The organism is Enterobacter cloacae complex sp. I1M (assembly GCF_014982425.1).
Classification (GTDB): Bacteria; Pseudomonadota; Gammaproteobacteria; order Enterobacterales; family Enterobacteriaceae; genus Enterobacter; species Enterobacter intestinihominis.
Genome location: NZ_JADCLG010000031.1, coordinates 1 through 15,589, shown reverse-complemented (window position 1 = coordinate 15,589; position 15,589 = coordinate 1). Strand labels below are relative to the sequence as shown.

General features: G+C 51.7%; 16 protein-coding genes, 1 pseudogene and 1 other annotated feature. Of the genes and pseudogenes, 10 read left to right on the top strand and 7 right to left on the bottom strand.

Going from position 1 to position 15,589, the window contains the following annotated elements; all coding sequences use genetic code 11:
- Nucleotides 1-8 precede the first annotated feature (8 nt).
- Nucleotides 9-1,229, bottom strand: a complete 1,221-nt coding sequence (gene dgcN / locus INF86_RS18225; RefSeq protein ID WP_180243112.1) for a diguanylate cyclase DgcN — start codon at nt 1,227-1,229, stop codon at nt 9-11.
- Nucleotides 1,222-1,758, bottom strand: a complete 537-nt coding sequence (locus INF86_RS18220; protein WP_193543778.1) for a YfiR family protein — start codon at nt 1,756-1,758, stop codon at nt 1,222-1,224. Before INF86_RS18220 ends, dgcN begins: the two co-directional genes overlap by 8 nt.
- A 478-nt stretch (nt 1,759-2,236) precedes the next feature.
- Between INF86_RS18220 and aroF the strand changes: the two genes are divergently transcribed.
- Nucleotides 2,237-3,307, top strand: a complete 1,071-nt coding sequence (aroF, locus tag INF86_RS18215; RefSeq protein ID WP_006811632.1) for a 3-deoxy-7-phosphoheptulonate synthase AroF — start codon at nt 2,237-2,239, stop codon at nt 3,305-3,307.
- A gap of 10 nt (nt 3,308-3,317) precedes the next feature.
- Nucleotides 3,318-4,439: a bifunctional chorismate mutase/prephenate dehydrogenase gene (gene tyrA, locus INF86_RS18210; RefSeq protein WP_023298402.1), complete on the top strand. Its 1,122-nt coding sequence runs from the start codon at nt 3,318-3,320 to the stop codon at nt 4,437-4,439.
- A 185-nt stretch (nt 4,440-4,624) separates the two neighbouring features.
- On the opposite strand, the pseudogene INF86_RS18205 reads toward tyrA, so the two are convergent.
- Nucleotides 4,625-5,227, bottom strand: a pseudogene (locus INF86_RS18205) (tyrosine-type recombinase/integrase); the annotation flags it as partial.
- A gap of 124 nt (nt 5,228-5,351) precedes the next feature.
- On the opposite strand from INF86_RS18205, the gene INF86_RS22530 reads away from it, so the two are divergent.
- The 5 genes from INF86_RS22530 (at nt 5,352) to INF86_RS18180 (ending at nt 8,132) form a co-directional block, all read left to right on the top strand.
- Nucleotides 5,352-5,639: a hypothetical protein gene (locus INF86_RS22530; protein WP_223861968.1), complete on the top strand. Its 288-nt coding sequence runs from the start codon at nt 5,352-5,354 to the stop codon at nt 5,637-5,639.
- Nucleotides 5,640-5,728: 89 nt separating this feature from the next.
- Complete coding sequence (locus INF86_RS18195) at nt 5,729-6,400, top strand: hypothetical protein (protein WP_023298400.1); 672 nt, start codon at nt 5,729-5,731, stop codon at nt 6,398-6,400.
- Nucleotides 6,401-6,410: 10 nt separating this feature from the next.
- Nucleotides 6,411-6,839 carry a hypothetical protein gene (locus INF86_RS18190; RefSeq protein ID WP_193543777.1) on the top strand — a complete coding sequence of 143 codons (429 nt, stop codon included), beginning with the start codon at nt 6,411-6,413 and terminating at the stop codon, nt 6,837-6,839.
- Nucleotides 6,840-6,911: 72 nt separating this feature from the next.
- Nucleotides 6,912-7,115 (top strand): ogr/Delta-like zinc finger family protein, encoded by a 204-nt coding sequence (locus INF86_RS18185; RefSeq protein ID WP_071788728.1) that lies wholly within the window; start codon nt 6,912-6,914, stop codon nt 7,113-7,115.
- Between the two features lie 144 nt (nt 7,116-7,259).
- Nucleotides 7,260-8,132 carry an SMP-30/gluconolactonase/LRE family protein gene (locus INF86_RS18180; protein WP_193543776.1) on the top strand — a complete coding sequence of 291 codons (873 nt, stop codon included), beginning with the start codon at nt 7,260-7,262 and terminating at the stop codon, nt 8,130-8,132.
- Here INF86_RS18180 and pheA read toward each other — a convergent pair.
- The 4 genes from pheA to bamD form a co-directional block, all read right to left on the bottom strand.
- A complete protein-coding gene (gene pheA, locus INF86_RS18175; protein WP_023306733.1) occupies nt 8,129-9,289 on the bottom strand; it encodes a bifunctional chorismate mutase/prephenate dehydratase in 1,161 nt (386 codons plus the stop codon). The two genes, INF86_RS18180 and pheA, sit on opposite strands and share 4 nt — an antisense overlap.
- 30 nt (nt 9,290-9,319) lie before the next feature.
- Nucleotides 9,320-9,445 (bottom strand) — a sequence feature (Phe leader region).
- The gene (gene pheL, locus INF86_RS18170) at nt 9,397-9,444 is read right to left on the bottom strand and encodes a pheA operon leader peptide PheL (RefSeq protein ID WP_100229775.1); all 48 of its coding nucleotides are present in this window, start codon (nt 9,442-9,444) and stop codon (nt 9,397-9,399) included. (Overlaps the previous feature by 48 nt.)
- A 103-nt stretch (nt 9,446-9,548) precedes the next feature.
- Nucleotides 9,549-9,890 carry a ribosome-associated translation inhibitor RaiA gene (gene raiA, locus INF86_RS18165; protein WP_006811628.1) on the bottom strand — a complete coding sequence of 114 codons (342 nt, stop codon included), beginning with the start codon at nt 9,888-9,890 and terminating at the stop codon, nt 9,549-9,551.
- Nucleotides 9,891-10,157: 267 nt separating this feature from the next.
- A complete protein-coding gene (gene bamD / locus INF86_RS18160; protein ID WP_003863164.1) occupies nt 10,158-10,895 on the bottom strand; it encodes an outer membrane protein assembly factor BamD in 738 nt (245 codons plus the stop codon).
- Nucleotides 10,896-11,026: 131 nt separating this feature from the next.
- On the opposite strand from bamD, the gene rluD reads away from it, so the two are divergent.
- The 3 genes from rluD to clpB all read left to right on the top strand — a co-directional run bounded on the left by rluD (nt 11,027) and on the right by clpB (nt 15,438).
- Nucleotides 11,027-12,007, top strand: coding sequence for a 23S rRNA pseudouridine(1911/1915/1917) synthase RluD (gene rluD, locus INF86_RS18155; RefSeq protein ID WP_022649057.1), 981 nt, complete (start codon nt 11,027-11,029; stop codon nt 12,005-12,007).
- Nucleotides 12,004-12,735, top strand: coding sequence for a purine nucleoside phosphorylase YfiH (yfiH, locus tag INF86_RS18150; protein WP_171932823.1), 732 nt, complete (start codon nt 12,004-12,006; stop codon nt 12,733-12,735). Before rluD ends, yfiH begins: the two co-directional genes overlap by 4 nt.
- A 129-nt stretch (nt 12,736-12,864) precedes the next feature.
- On the top strand, nt 12,865-15,438 hold the full coding sequence (gene clpB / locus INF86_RS18145; protein ID WP_045308384.1) for an ATP-dependent chaperone ClpB: 2,574 nt from the start codon (nt 12,865-12,867) through the stop codon (nt 15,436-15,438).
- Nucleotides 15,439-15,589: the final 151 nt, after the last annotated feature.

Genomic DNA, 15,589 nt, shown 5'->3' with positions numbered 1-15,589 from the left:
TCTTCCTTTCAGGGTATTGTTTTCGAACGCTGGTTTTTGACCAGGTACATATTGCGATCGGCTTGCTCCAGTAATGCCTCGACGGAGGCATTTTCCCACGCCAGAGCAAAGCCAATGCTGAGTGACATTGATGCTGTGTGTCCGTTATGCAGATCAAACGGACGGATAAATTGCTGCGACAGCGCAGCGCAAATATATTCGACCTCACGCGCGGTGTGGACGCCATAAAGGATCATGGCAAACTCGTCGCCGCCAAGACGGTAAGACTGATGACGTTTTTCGCCAAATTCGACCATCCTTTTTGCGGCTTCGATCAGTACGCAGTCGCCCGCGGCATGGCCCCAGGTGTCGTTAATAAACTTGAAGTTATCACCGTCCAGGAAGAGCAGGGCAGAATTGGTCTTTGCCGAAGCGTCATTCATTAAGGCCGCAATGTTGTTGCGAAACGCGGCGCGGTTTGCAAGCCCCGTGAGCGGATCGTGCATGGCGGTACGCAACAGTTGAGCGTTTTTCGCCTGTAGCTTGAGCTGCCACTCTTCCATTTCATCCAGCAGGCTGTTGAAGTCTTCACCAAACTGGTGGAACTCTTCAATGCGGCCTTCCGTTACCCGGCGAGAGAAGTTGCGGTTGGTACGGACGTCATGCACAACGTCAGTGATGTTTTGCATTTCAACAACCATGCCATGATGTAGCGAGCGGGTGATGGTCAATGCGACGGCAGAGGCAAAAAGAATGCAGCCGGTGAGGACCGCAAATGAGAGCCAGATAAAGTGGCTAATCAGGCTGTCTCGTGCGGTCAGACGAATTTCGCCAATCACATTACCGTTATGTATGATGGGCTGTGCGACAGGAACAGGGAACAACCACCGGTTGACCAGCGCGCCCAGCGTGTCGGTATTATCCGCCGGGTTCCACGACCACCAGGCAAACCGTTTATGATATGCATTTAGCACTTCCGCCACGGCAAATTGCCCCTGCTTGCCGAGGGTCGCCAGCGTTTCATTTGCCGCCACGGCATCGTTGAACACCAGAGAGGCCTCAAGGCTGTGGCTCATGGTGGCGCCGGTGAGTTCGAGGTTTTTTTGCGCGTATTGCTTTAATGTCACCACGGAAGCGAAACACAGCAGCAACCATATAAACGTCATCGTTATAATGACGCTTATCATGCTGATTCGCCGCAACGTTCTTTTAAACGTCGGACGCGGTGTTGGTGTGACTTCCTTATTCATGCTTCTTATTCCGTGCGAGCATTAATACATCCGGATTGACTCTTACGCCACTGCGCGCCAGCGCATCCAGATTTACGGAAAACCTGACCTTGTTGTGCTCTATTATCAGACAAAATGCGCTGCCAATAACGCATTCAGGATTTTGCTCTGACATTAATAGCAACGCCTGGCCCTGATATTGATTTATTATTTCCTGTTGTTTTGCCGGTGATTCGCTCCCGAAATAGAGGGCATCACACCTTGCTGCGAGTGCTTCCCGATCGCTATGCACAATGACAGGACTATAGGGCAACGGGTTGTGTTCATCTTCACTGCTGAGCGCCTGTCTGTAATGGGAAGAGGCATAAATACAGAGCTTAGGCTGGCCGGTCAGTGCTGGCCATCGGGTGTAGCTCACAATGCCAGAAACAATCGAACGTACTGATTTATCCGTTTCCGTGAACGAGCCTGCCCTTGCAGGGCTCACCAAAATGAACAGCATTAGCGCCAGGGGGAGGTGAAGCAAAGCGATCAAGAATGTATTTCTCATCAGAATCCGCCAAACCGCCCCGGAAATAGATGCCCTTATGAATTTCCGGCAGAATACCATTCTTTCTCAAAGCCGTCATTATGTCAGAAATATCCCTGTCTTGACCTAAGCTAAATCTTACAGAGCACGATATTCAAAGTAATTTAGGCAGGCTCAATTAAGTCTGCTGGAATTCATACTTTTATTCATTTTTTGTTGCCAGGATTTATGTAGCCACGCAACTTTCCCTCAATTCACCCGAGGATAATTAAGCTAACGGCCAGCGCCGGGATAGCGTGCCTGGTGTGAGCGTAGACTGGCGTTAAAAGCGTATGTGTAATTTTATGTTTACGATTTTAACCTGTGATTTGGCATTTAAATGGCTGATGTAAAATAATCTGTACGTATTTTGGATTGAAATCTTTACTTTATGTGTTATCGTTGTGTCACCTCTTCGAGGAAAACCACTATCGCAAACGAGTTTTACAGGATCGCAATCATGCAAAAAGACGCGCTGAACAACGTACATATCACTGACGAACAGGTGTTAATCACCCCGGATCAACTGAAGGCGGAATTCCCGCTGAGCGTCGCGCAGGAAGCTCAGATTGAGCACTCTCGCCAGACCATTTCTGACATTATCGCAGGCCGCGATCCGCGCCTGCTGGTGGTATGTGGTCCTTGCTCCATTCACGATCCTGAAACCGCCATTGAGTACGCTCGTCGATTTAAAGCATTAGCGGAGGAGGTCAGCGATAGCCTCTATCTGGTGATGCGCGTCTATTTTGAAAAGCCACGTACAACGGTTGGCTGGAAAGGGTTGATTAACGATCCGCACATGGATGGCTCGTTTGATGTGGAAGCGGGCCTGAAGATTGCGCGTCGCCTGCTGGTGGAGCTGGTCAGCATGGGGCTGCCGCTGGCAACCGAAGCGCTGGATCCGAACAGCCCGCAGTACCTCGGCGATCTGTTTAGCTGGTCTGCGATTGGGGCGCGCACCACCGAGTCACAAACCCACCGCGAGATGGCGTCTGGCCTGTCTATGCCGGTTGGTTTTAAAAACGGTACCGACGGCAGCCTGGCCACGGCGATTAACGCCATGCGCGCCGCCGCTATGCCCCATCGTTTTGTCGGGATCAACCAGGCGGGCCAGGTATGCCTGCTGCAAACGCAGGGCAATCCGGACGGGCATGTGATCCTGCGCGGTGGTAAAGCGCCAAACTACAGCCCGGCGGATGTCGCGCAGTGTGAAAAAGAGATGGAACAGGCGGGACTGCGTCCGGCGCTGATGGTAGATTGCAGTCATGGTAATTCGAATAAAGATTACCGTCGCCAGCCTGCGGTTGCAGAATCTGTGATTGCACAGATTAAAGATGGTAACCGTTCAATTATCGGCCTGATGATTGAAAGTAATATTCATGAAGGCAATCAGTCATCGGAACAGCCGCGTAGCGCGATGAAGCCCGGCGTCTCGGTCACGGATGCTTGCATCAGCTGGGAAACCACTGATGCGCTACTGCGTGAGATCCACAAAGATTTGAACGGCCAGCTGGCGACGCGTCTGGCATAAGAGGATAGTTATGGTTGCTGAATTGACCGCATTACGCGATCAAATTGATGAAGTGGATAAGGCGTTGCTGGACCTGCTGGCGCGCCGCATGGCACTGGTTGCTGAGGTCGGCGAAGTTAAAAGCAAATACGGCCTGCCAATTTACGTTCCGGAGCGTGAGGCCTCTATGCTCGCCTCCCGCCGTAAAGAGGCACAGGCGCTGGGCGTTTCACCGGACTTAATTGAAGATGTCCTGCGTCGTGTGATGCGGGAATCCTATTCCAGCGAAAACGACAAGGGCTTCAAAACTCTCTGTCCGTCGCTGCGTCCGGTGGTGATTGTCGGTGGCGGCGGCCAGATGGGGCGTCTGTTTGAAAAAATGCTGACGCTTTCTGGCTATCAGGTGCGCATCCTGGAAAAAGAGGACTGGCCGCATGCGCCGGAGCTCATTAAGGATGCCGGAATGGTTATCGTCAGCGTACCGATTCATGTGACGGAGCAGATTATCGCGAAACTTCCTCCGCTGCCGGAAGATTGCATTCTGGTGGATCTGGCGTCCGTTAAAAATGGCCCTCTACAGGCAATGCTGGCGGCGCACACCGGGCCCGTGCTTGGGTTACACCCGATGTTTGGCCCGGACAGCGGCAGCCTGGCGAAGCAGGTAGTGGTTTACTGCGACGGTCGTCAGCCGGAAGCGTATCAGTGGTTCCTGGAACAGATTCAGGTCTGGGGGGCACGTTTGCACCGTATCAGTGCGGTTGAGCACGATCAGAACATGGCGTTTATTCAGGCGCTGCGCCACTTTGCAACCTTCGCCTATGGTCTGCACCTGGCGGAAGAGAACGTTCAGCTTGAACAATTGCTGGCGCTTTCCTCGCCAATTTATCGTCTGGAGCTGGCGATGGTCGGGCGACTGTTTGCCCAGGATCCACAGCTTTACGCCGACATCATCATGTCGTCTGAAAATAACCTGGCGCTGATCAAGCGCTACTATCAGCGTTTTGGCGAAGCGATCACCTTGCTGGAACACGGCGATAAACAAGCGTTTATCGACAGTTTCCGTAAAGTGGAGCACTGGTTCGGTGATTACGCCACGCGATTCCAGAGTGAAAGCCGCACGCTGTTGCGCCAGGCAAATGACAGTCGCCAGTAATCTGATGATGTATATACTGAAAGCCAGCAATGCTGGCTTTTTTCATATAATGGGTGGATGTGGTTTATCAACCATTTAAATTATCACTAATAAAAACAGTAATTTAAAAAAGCTGTAACCATCTGGAACCGTTTCTAATACCCCGAAGTGTGGACGCAATGTGGACACTCCGGGGGGAGCAGAACCTACAGCGATATCCCTCCTGAAAGCGGATTCAATGCCACGGCATTTTGCAGGTACTCCGGTGACAAATGCGCATAAGTCATCGTCTGCTGGATGTTTGCATTACCCAGTATTTGCTGTAATGAAATGATGTTACCCCCGTTCACCATGAAATGACTTGCGAAGGTATGACGCAAAATATGCGTTGCCTGATTTGCAGGAATATCAGGTTTAACCATCTTCAGCACTTTGCAAAAACTCACGTAATCGATGTTGAACAGATTCCCGCTGGTATTCTTCTTTATCAGCGATTCAAGCTCAGAAGAAATCGGTACAGTGCGCTTTTTTGCGTTTTTGATTTTCAGGAATGTCACGCGCCCGTTTACTATTTGTGCCGGTTTGAGTGTTGCCAGCTCTGACCACCGCCCGCCGGTACTAATCCCCAGCAGGGCAACCAGCAGATCCTCACCTGTAAATGACTTAAGCAGCAGCGCACTTTCTGCTTTGTTAAGGAAAGCCATTTCAGGGTTAGCCTCTGCCAATGGTGGCAAACCATGAACGGGGTGCACCCCAGCAAACTCTTAAAGTTGAATCAGCTTCGTGAACATGCCTGATACAAGAAAGAGGGTATACCGAAAACGCGTGTCAGTGAGGGTAACGAATGTTATCGATTTAACTGAGTGGGTAGCAAATTATGTAATGTTGAGTTTCCAGTTGATGCTGGATGACGCCGACTGCGGTATGACAATCATGAACTGGAAAGAACTAAGCGAGAAGGGGCTGGTTTTCAGAATTAATCACGAAATTTTACACCCGCCAGGGCTGGCTGTTGGATATGAAATGACTAACGGTGTTTCGGCTGGGGCTTCGTGGCTGATAACGGAGCCTGGCAATATTCAGACGAGCTTGTTGATGATGCTAAAAAAATGGGTGGTTAAAATGAGCCATACGCGAATAATGCCAGCACCGCCGGTGCTGAAATTTGCTTTCAGCGCCGGTGGTGTTGAACAACGAGCGCGGCGAGGCGTTAGCCTCTAAGTCGATAAAATCAGAGTCAGGAAAGTAGATTGAAGTAAAAACGTCCATTATGATGACCCCAAAGGTTAGCCCAAAAGGAAATTAGGACAATGAGCGTTGGATTAATTACGGACGAGCCAGGACGTTTCTACACCTTCCAGTCAACATTACCAGCCGGTGAATACTTCGAATTTCGCCCCCGCAATCCTCCACTGAATTCAAAACCCATTGTTGATGACGAAACTGGGATGTGTATTGGCTATTCAGTCTCTCAGGCTCCCGGTTTATGGCAGATTTATGATACCGACGGCATGTTTGTCAGGCTGGAAGAAGCGCCACTAGAAGCCCCCCTGATTGACCCAACAGACATCGTATTAATTGCCTTGGGTGCATTTCGTCTTTTTCGGGCTGGTAAAGCGTTACTGGAGAGTGGAGTTAAAACCGCTGTAACTGTGAGGCTCAGTGAGGCTACTATCAGTCTCTTACGTGGTCGGCTGAAAATGGGGTTATCTGCACGAACCCTTAAAATGACCGCAACTCCTGCTAAACATATGCTTAATCCCGCGCGATATGTGCCCTTGCAACTTCAGGAAAAAGTTATTCGCTACGGCAAAAGAACGCCAGATCCTCAAAAGGCTCAAGGTCTTTTTCGTTACGAATCTGAGATATATAAACTTGTTGAGAATCGGGCGAAAAAAGGAACCTATTATTATAAAAAATATATGATAGAAGTATTGGTGCGTGAGAAAGACTGGACAATAACTCATTTTTTATACAAGTGATGGGGGGAATATGATTGAGATAATGAGCGAAAGGAAAATTTTACGGATTTCCCCCTTTGGGCGTGATAATACCCCTGACATACCAGAGTATGACTGGATACATACCTATGTGGAGTACGAACTACCCGAGCTTAAAACACAATATCAGGCATCCTTTAATGTTGGAGAGCTTAATGCTCTCAAAGCTAAACTCAAGGAGTTACATAGAAGTTTAGTTGATGGCACGAAGGCTCGTGAGGTGATTTTTGATAGCACAGAAAATCAGTTAAATCTTGTGTTTTCACCATCATCAACAGGGCGTGGGGTGCTTTTAACATTAACGCTAAGGCCGGAAAATCCTGCTGAAAGCGTCGTAGTCAGTGATAGTCTTGGAATGGATGAAAGTTATTTTCCTGCAATACTTTCCGGGCTGGACGAAATCATTAATTGGACGAGTTGATTCACAATTTTAGATGTGCATGCATCAGTGGATGAGTTTGCATTCATTTTTTATTCCAGTTTTTGCCAGCCAGTGACAGCGCTGGTGCGGCTCAAAGGCGCAGGCCATGCGCGCCGCACAGGCAAGGAGCTGTATCATCAGTGCACAAACATCATTTGCAGTTGCACGTTCATCACCACTGAGACGGTCGAGAGCTTTATCGTTTCGCCGGGTGAAGTAGTACCAGCGCCGCCGCACCCGACGCAATCAGGCCAGCAACAAATCCACTGGATGTGACCAAAAGAAAGCCCTGCACATGGCAGGGCTTTTTCGATGCGTGGACGACGTGTGGACATCGTCAGAAACAAATCCTTTTGTTTCAGCCTTTTGCGTCTAAAATTAGAACAGCAATGCTGGCTTTTTTCATTTTGGGGAATTGTCATGGCTGAACCGCAGCTGCTGTTGAACTATACCGGGCATCTGCCCGAATGCCCGACGTGGAGTGCTGAAGAGAAGGCGCTCTACTGGGCGGATATTCTGGAAGGGGAGATTCATCGGTACCATCTGCCCACCGCGGAACACTCGGTGCTCTCATTCCATGAAGAAGTTGGGTGTTTTGCCCTGCGTGAACGCGGCGGATTTATCGTCGCGATGCGAAACGCCATCTGGCTGACCGATAAACACGGCCTGCTCCAGCGTAAGGTTTGCGATAACCCGTCCAACCCGCAGCTTGCACGCTTTAACGATGGAGGCACCGACCATCAGGGACGGTTTTATGCGGGCACGTTCTGGGGGCCGGGAGATTATAACGGCGCCATGCTGATGCGTATCGACAACGACCTGACGCCGAAAGTGATCCAGTGCGATATTCACGGGCATAACGGTTTAGCGTTTAGTCCTGACAAACGATGGATGTTTACTTCTGATACGCCGAACGGTGTGATCTACCGTACGCCGCTTGATGAGCAGGGGGAACCCGGTAAGCGCGAAGAGTTTCGCCGTTTTAGCGAGGGAGAGGGTATACCCGACGGAGCGGCAATGGATGAGGAAGGCTGCTACTGGAGCGCACTGTTTGACGGCTGGCGTATCGCACGGTTTTCACCGCAAGGCGTACAGCTGGAAGAATACCGGCTGCCGGTACGCTGCCCGACAATGGTCTGCTTTGGCGGCGACGAGATGAAAACGCTGTTTATCACCACCACGCGGGAAAATATGGAGGCGGAGGAGCTGGCGAAATACCCGCTTTCCGGTGCCATCTTCACCCTGCCTGTAAATGTGGCAGGGATGAAGAAAAGCCGCTTTATCGAACATTAAGCCGGATCGACCGGGACCACGTTTTCGCTCGGATAGCAGCCCAGTACTTTCATGGAGCGTGTGATCTCGCCCAGTTCGCGCAGGGCTTTCTGCATGGATGCAGACTCCAGGTTGGCCTGAACGTCGAGATAGAACATCTCTTCCCACGGGTTGCCATGTATTGGGCGGGATTCCAGCTTCGTCATGATCAGGTTGTGATTACGCAGCACCAGCAGCGCTTCAACCAGCGCACCCGCCTGCTGGCCGGTCGCCATCAGCAGGGTGGTTTTCGCCGGGACCTGGTCCGACACGTTGATGGCCTTGCGGGCAAGAACCACGAAACGGGTGATATTTTGCGTCTGGTTGGCCAGATTGCGTTCCAGCACCTGTAAGCCATACAGCGCGCCGCCCGCTTCGCTACCGAGTGCCGCGACGGCAGGAGAGTTTGCCTGCGCCACTTTTTCCATCGCCGCCGAGGTGCTTTCGGTGTACTCAATTTTCCAGTGCGGATAACGGTTCAGGAACTGGCTGCACTGCTGGAACGGCTGCGGGTGGCTGTACACCGTTTCGATCTGACTCAGATCGGTTGAGCCAGAGACCAGCACGCAGTGATCGATAGGAATAGTCAGCTCACCGACCAGCGACAGGCTGGTGTGCTGGAGCAGATCGTAAACATCGTTGATGGCGCCGGAACTGGTGTTCTCAATAGGCACCACGGCGTAATCTGCCTGGCCGGTTTCGACCTGGTTGAAGATGTCTGCAAATTTTGCACAACCGCTCTCAATGAACTCTTCGAAATGACGGGCTGCGTACTGGCGAGCCGCCAGGTGAGAATAAGAACCTTTCGGGCCGAGGAAAGCGATCCGAGCAGAGTGCGGGTTGGTTTTGTTCAGATGCTGCTGGAGCAGGGCCTGTTGCGTCAGAACGGAATCTTCAATGATGAGCTGGAACAGGCGGGTGATGTAGTGGGCATCAAGATGATGCGCTTTGCCGAGCTGTATCAACCGTTCCAGTAAATCACGCTCGCGATCGATATCGCGCACCGGCCGATGAGAATCCAGCTTGGCTTTGCCCACTTCAATGGCGAGCGCGCGGCGTTCTGCCAGCAGGGCCAGTAACTTTTCGTCGAGTGCACTGATTTTTACGCGTAAATCCAGGAGCGGGTTTTCCGGTGTCATAGTGTTGTCTGTCTCATTTTATCGTTATCAATAAAAAAGGCCTCCCGGTGTGGGAGGCCTTGTTGTTCGTCTTCGCATTCTTTATCACACGACGAAACGCCTCCCGGTCAGGGGAAGGTAAAAAAGAATGCGAAGAAAAACGGCGTCTGTTTCATTAGGTCATCCTGAAATTAATAGGGTTAAAGTACCTGTACTGTTTTGATCCTGTCAATAAAAAACGCGCCCGAAGGCGCGTTGTCGGTACACTCAATTTAAAGGATTACTCTTCTTCAACTTCTTCCGCGAAGCTGGCGTCTTTCACCGATGTTGTGGCGCGACGGGCTTCACCTTTGTGTTGCACTTTATTGAGCTGCCGTTCCAGCTTGTTGATCAAATCGTTAATTGCAGTGTACATATCCTCGTGTTTAGCGCTGGCGACCAGATGGCCGTTTGGAGTATTGATAGTTGCATCAGCGACGAAACCCTGCGGCTCCTTGGACAGGATGATATGTGGATTAATCAAATGTGTTTGCCATTTATCCAGTTTGGCGAGACGGTCTGCGACGTGCTGGCGGATTGCCGGAGTAATTTCCATTTGTTTACTGGTAATGTTCATTGTCATAAATTTTACCTCTTGTCTTTCCGTCTTGGTGATTCCAGCATACCCGACCTAATGTCAAAATGTGTGATTTAGATCACGTTATTTTGTCGGTTTTTGTCAGGGAATCTTTTTTGTGAGGCAGGGCAGGAAGAGGTGAGATTTACCTTGTCGAAGCCAGCAATTGCGGTCATAGTTGACTGGATGTGTTGAAGCTAAACCGCTTCAGCGTAAGTCTGAAAGAATAAAAAAACGGCAGCCTGCGGGCTGCCGTTATGCGTTGTAGCGGTATCAGGTATTGCTGCTGTTCGCGGCAATGATTTTCGCCACTTTGTCAGCCTGAGCCGTCATCTGCATCTGGCGATACGCATTCTCCATCAGCTTCAGGCCATCACGCGTGGCCTGCGTATCCGGATAATCACGCAGCATGCCTTCTACACGGTTAACCACGGCAACCCATGCGCCACGGCGAGTGTAGTATTCCGCGACGGAGTACTCGTATTTCGCCAGACGATCTTTCAGGAACACCAGACGCTTAGTGGCATCGGTAATGTACTGGCTGTTCGGGTAGCTACGCACCAGTTTGGAGAAGTCATTGAAAGCATCACGCGCATGTTGCGGGTCACGGTCAGAACGATCCACCCCGAAGAAGCCCTGCAATGCACTGTCATCCAGCGCCATGTTAGTCAGGCCGCGCATGTACATCACGTAATCGATGTTAGGATGGGTAGGGTTCAGACGCATGAAACGATCGATCGTTGCCTGAGCCAGCGGCAGATCGGCATTTTTATAGTAGGCGTAGATCAGATCTAACTGTACCTGCTGTGAATACGGACCAAACGGATAGCGATTATCCAACGCTTCCAGTTGCGTTATCGCCTGTTTCCAGTTACCGTCCTGCAACTTTTGTTGTGCAGTCGCATAGATTTCATTCGGCGGATTGTCAGGGACCTGTTCATTCGAACCGGAGCAGCCCACCAAAGCCAGGCTCAACGTGGCCGCTGCCACCAGATATTTCATGCGCGTCATGACGTTTTGACTTTCCTCAAATGTTTGTCCGGGAGAAACTCAGTTCCTGCTCCCGATTAAGACCAGCTACAATAGCACACTATATTAAACGGCAAAGCCGTAAAACCCAACGTTAAACGAAGAAGCAGTTTATGGCACAACGAGTAGAACTCACCGCAACAGTCTCCGAAAATCAGCTCGGTCAACGCTTAGATCAGGCTTTGGCCGAATTGTTCCCTGATTATTCGCGTTCACGTATAAAAGAATGGATCCTTGACCAGCGCGTGCTGGTAAACGGCAAGATCTGGGACAAACCAAAAGAGAAAGTGTTTGGTGGGGAAGCTGTCGCCATCAATGCTGAAATCGAAGAGGAAGTCCGCTTCGAGCCGCAGGATATCCCGCTGGATATCGTCTACGAAGATGACGATATTCTGGTCATCAACAAACCGCGTGACTTTGTCGTCCATCCGGGCGCGGGTAATCCTGACGGTACGGTACTTAACGCACTCCTTCATTATTACCCGCCGATAGCTGACGTACCGCGTGCCGGTATCGTTCACCGTCTGGATAAAGACACCACGGGTCTGATGGTGGTGGCGAAGACGATCCCCGCCCAGACTCGACTAGTGGAATCTTTGCAGCTGCGCGAAATCACCCGTGAGTATGAAGCGGTGGCGATTGGTCATATGACCTCTGGCGGCACGGTGGAAGAGCCGATTAGTCGTCATCCAACCAAGCGTACGCATATGTCCGTGCACCCGATGGGTAAACCGGCGGTAACCCATTACCGCATCATGGAACATTTCCGTATTCATACGCGCCTGCGTCTGCGTCTGGAAACCGGGCGTACTCACCAGATCCGCGTGCACATGGCGCATATTACCCATCCGCTGGTGGGTGACCCTGTTTACGGCGGTCGTCCGCGTCCACCAAAGGGCGCATCGGATGAATTCATCTCCGTGCTGCGTAAATTCGATCGCCAGGCGCTGCATGCGACGATGCTACGTCTTTACCACCCAATCACCGGAATTCAGATGGAATGGCATGCGCCTATCCCACAGGATATGGTGGAACTTATCGACGCGATGCGCGCAGATTTCGAAGAACATAAGGATCACGTGGACTGGTTATGACCAAACTGATTGTCCCGGCGTGGCCACTGCCTGAAGGCGTGGCCGCCTGTAGTTCAACCCGTATCGGTGGCGTGAGCCAGGGCGCGTGGGAGTCTCTGAACCTCGGTGCGCACTGTGGCGATAACCTGGAGCACGTTGAAGAGAACCGTAAACGCCTCTTTGCTGCGGGAAACCTTCCTTCAAAACCGGTCTGGCTTGAGCAGGTGCACGGTAAAGCGGTGCTGAAGCTGACGGGGGAGCCCTATGCGTCTAAGCGCGCCGATGCTTCGTACAGCAATACGCCGGGAACGGTTTGCGCGGTGATGACTGCTGATTGCCTGCCGGTGTTGTTCTGCAATAAGGCAGGAACTGAAGTGGCTGCTGCCCACGCCGGATGGCGAGGCCTGTGCGAAGGCGTGCTGGAAGAGACCGTTGCCTGCTTCCATGACGATTCTGCAAATCTCATCGCCTGGCTTGGCCCGGCGATTGGCCCGCAGGCATTTGAAGTGGGGCCTGAGGTTCGGCAAGCTTTTATGGAAAAAGATCCTCAGGCGGTTAATGCGTTTGTGGCATCCGGCGATAAATATCTGGCCGATATTTATCAGCTTGCCCGCCAGCGCCTTAATAATGTCGGCGTGACCCAGATCTTTGGCGGAGATCGCTGTACATTCACCGAAAAGGGTGATTTTTTCTCCTGGCGCCGTGACAAGACGACAGGCCGTATGGCAAGTTTCATTTGGCTGATATAACCTAAAGAATCAAGACGATCCGGTACGCGCCGTTTTCTTTTCACATAATTCAGGTTATTAACCTTGAATAATTGAGGGATGACCTCATTTAATCTCCAGTAGCAAATTTGACCTGTTATGGGAGGAGTTATGCGTCTGGATCGTCTTACTAATAAATTCCAGCTTGCTCTCGCCGATGCCCAGTCCCTCGCACTGGGGCACGACAACCAATTTATCGAACCTCTTCATTTAATGAGCGCCTTGCTGAATCAGGAAGGGGGATCGGTACGTCCTTTGTTAACGTCCGCTGGCATTAATGCCGGCCAGTTACGCACCGCCATCGATCAGGCGCTGAGTCGTTTACCGCAGGTAGAAGGTACCGGTGGCGACGTACAGCCGTCACAGGATCTGGTGCGTGTACTGAACCTTTGCGACAAGCTGGCGCAAAAACGTGGGGACAACTTTATTTCGTCAGAGCTGTTTGTTCTGGCGGCGCTTGAATCACGCGGTACCTTAACCGACCTGCTGAAATCCGCCGGTGCAACCACCGCTAATGTGACCCAGGCGATTGAGAAAATGCGCGGAGGTGAAAGCGTGAACGACCAGGGAGCCGAAGACCAACGTCAGGCTTTGAAGAAATTTACGGTCGACCTGACCGAACGTGCCGAGCAGGGCAAACTTGACCCGGTAATCGGTCGTGACGAAGAAATTCGTCGGACTATCCAGGTACTGCAACGTCGTACCAAAAACAACCCGGTGCTGATTGGTGAGCCTGGCGTCGGTAAAACCGCCATCGTTGAAGGGCTGGCGCAGCGTATCGTTAATGGCGAAGTGCCCGAAGGGCTGAAAGGCCGTCGCGTACTGGCGCTGGATATGGGCGCGCTGGTGGCCGGGGCGAAATACCGCGGTGAATTTGAAGAGCGTCTGAAAGGCGTGCTGAACGATCTGGCGAAACAGGAAGGTAACGTCATCCTGTTTATCGACGAACTGCACACCATGGTGGGCGCGGGTAAAGCTGACGGCGCAATGGATGCCGGGAACATGCTGAAACCTGCGCTGGCACGTGGTGAACTTCACTGCGTCGGCGCCACTACGCTGGACGAGTATCGTCAGTACATTGAAAAAGATGCCGCGCTGGAGCGTCGCTTCCAGAAGGTGTTTGTCGCTGAACCAAGCGTTGAAGATACCATCGCCATTTTGCGTGGTCTGAAAGAGCGTTATGAGCTGCACCATCACGTGCAGATCACTGACCCGGCCATCGTTGCGGCGGCGACGCTTTCGCATCGTTACATTGCCGACCGTCAGTTGCCGGATAAAGCCATCGACCTTATCGATGAAGCGGCGTCCAGCATCCGTATGCAGATTGACTCGAAACCGGAAGAGCTGGACCGACTCGATCGCCGCATTATCCAGCTCAAGCTGGAACAGCAGGCGCTGAACAAAGAGTCTGACGAAGCGAGTAAGAAACGCCTCGATATGCTTAACGAAGAACTGGACGAGAAAGAGCGTCAGTATTCTGAGCTGGAAGAAGAGTGGAAAGCTGAGAAAGCCTCCCTCTCTGGCACCCAGACAATCAAGGCGGAGCTGGAGCAGGCGAAAATTGCCATTGAGCAGGCCCGTCGCGTAGGAGATCTGGCGCGGATGTCCGAGCTACAGTACGGCAAGATCCCTGAGCTGGAAAAACAGCTTGAGATCGCCACGCAGTCGGAAGGCAAAACCATGCGTCTGTTGCGTAATAAAGTGACGGATGCCGAGATTGCCGAAGTGCTGGCGCGCTGGACGGGTATTCCTGTGGCTCGCATGATGGAAAGCGAACGTGAGAAACTGCTGCGTATGGAGCAGGATCTGCATCAGCGCGTCATTGGACAGAACGAAGCGGTCGAAGCGGTATCTAACGCCATTCGTCGTAGCCGTGCGGGGCTGTCCGATCCGAATCGTCCAATCGGCTCGTTCCTTTTCCTGGGGCCAACCGGTGTCGGTAAAACCGAGCTGTGTAAAGCGCTGGCTAACTTTATGTTCGACAGCGATGACGCGATGGTGCGTATCGATATGTCCGAGTTTATGGAGAAACACTCCGTCTCGCGTCTGGTCGGTGCGCCTCCGGGATATGTCGGTTATGAAGAGGGCGGTTACCTGACGGAAGCGGTTCGTCGTCGTCCTTATTCCGTCATCCTGCTGGATGAAGTGGAAAAGGCTCATCCTGACGTGTTTAACATTCTGTTGCAGGTGCTGGATGATGGGCGTCTGACGGACGGGCAGGGAAGAACGGTCGACTTCCGTAACACGGTGGTGATCATGACCTCGAACCTGGGTTCCGATTTGATTCAGGAACGCTTCGGTGAGCTGGATTACAGCCATATGAAAGATCTGGTGCTGGGTGTGGTCAGCCAAAACTTCCGTCCGGAGTTCATCAACCGTATTGATGAAGTAGTCGTGTTCCATCCGCTGGGTGAGAAACACATTGCGTCGATTGCGCAGATCCAGTTGCAGCGTCTGTACAAGCGTCTGGAAGAGCGTGGGTATGAAATCCACATCTCGGATGATGCGCTGAAACTGCTGAGCGAGAATGGTTACGATCCTGTTTATGGCGCGCGTCCGTTAAAACGTGCAATCCAGCAGCAGATCGAAAACCCGCTGGCGCAGCAAATCCTTTCCGGGGAGCTGGTTCCGGGCAAAGTTATCCGTCTGGAAGCCAACGAAGACCGAATTGTGGCAGTGCAGTAAGTCACAAAACGCAAAAACGGGCCGCTTGCGGCTCGTTTTTGTTTAAAAACCAGGCAAGAATTAAGGTCTGAGATGTATTTTGCCTGGAAAGTGAGCAGTCAGTAAATAATTTTCACTTTGCACTTGCAGCCTCAGAAGAACTCCCTATAAT

What these genes read in the sequence shown, in the direction of transcription:
- rluD (WP_022649057.1), top strand. Translation starts at nt 11,027, where the DNA reads ATGGCACAACGAGTAGAACTCACCGCAACAGTCTCCGAAAATCAGCTC.
- raiA (WP_006811628.1), bottom strand. Translation starts at nt 9,890, where the DNA reads ATGACAATGAACATTACCAGTAAACAAATGGAAATTACTCCGGCAATC.
- INF86_RS18195 (WP_023298400.1), top strand. Translation starts at nt 5,729, where the DNA reads ATGAGCGTTGGATTAATTACGGACGAGCCAGGACGTTTCTACACCTTC.
- dgcN (WP_180243112.1), bottom strand. Translation starts at nt 1,229, where the DNA reads ATGAATAAGGAAGTCACACCAACACCGCGTCCGACGTTTAAAAGAACG.
- tyrA (WP_023298402.1), top strand. Translation starts at nt 3,318, where the DNA reads ATGGTTGCTGAATTGACCGCATTACGCGATCAAATTGATGAAGTGGAT.
- clpB (WP_045308384.1), top strand. Translation starts at nt 12,865, where the DNA reads ATGCGTCTGGATCGTCTTACTAATAAATTCCAGCTTGCTCTCGCCGAT.
- bamD (WP_003863164.1), bottom strand. Translation starts at nt 10,895, where the DNA reads ATGACGCGCATGAAATATCTGGTGGCAGCGGCCACGTTGAGCCTGGCT.
- INF86_RS18190 (WP_193543777.1), top strand. Translation starts at nt 6,411, where the DNA reads ATGATTGAGATAATGAGCGAAAGGAAAATTTTACGGATTTCCCCCTTT.
- INF86_RS18220 (WP_193543778.1), bottom strand. Translation starts at nt 1,758, where the DNA reads ATGAGAAATACATTCTTGATCGCTTTGCTTCACCTCCCCCTGGCGCTA.
- aroF (WP_006811632.1), top strand. Translation starts at nt 2,237, where the DNA reads ATGCAAAAAGACGCGCTGAACAACGTACATATCACTGACGAACAGGTG.
- INF86_RS22530 (WP_223861968.1), top strand. Translation starts at nt 5,352, where the DNA reads ATGAACTGGAAAGAACTAAGCGAGAAGGGGCTGGTTTTCAGAATTAAT.
- yfiH (WP_171932823.1), top strand. Translation starts at nt 12,004, where the DNA reads ATGACCAAACTGATTGTCCCGGCGTGGCCACTGCCTGAAGGCGTGGCC.
- pheA (WP_023306733.1), bottom strand. Translation starts at nt 9,289, where the DNA reads ATGACACCGGAAAACCCGCTCCTGGATTTACGCGTAAAAATCAGTGCA.
- INF86_RS18180 (WP_193543776.1), top strand. Translation starts at nt 7,260, where the DNA reads ATGGCTGAACCGCAGCTGCTGTTGAACTATACCGGGCATCTGCCCGAA.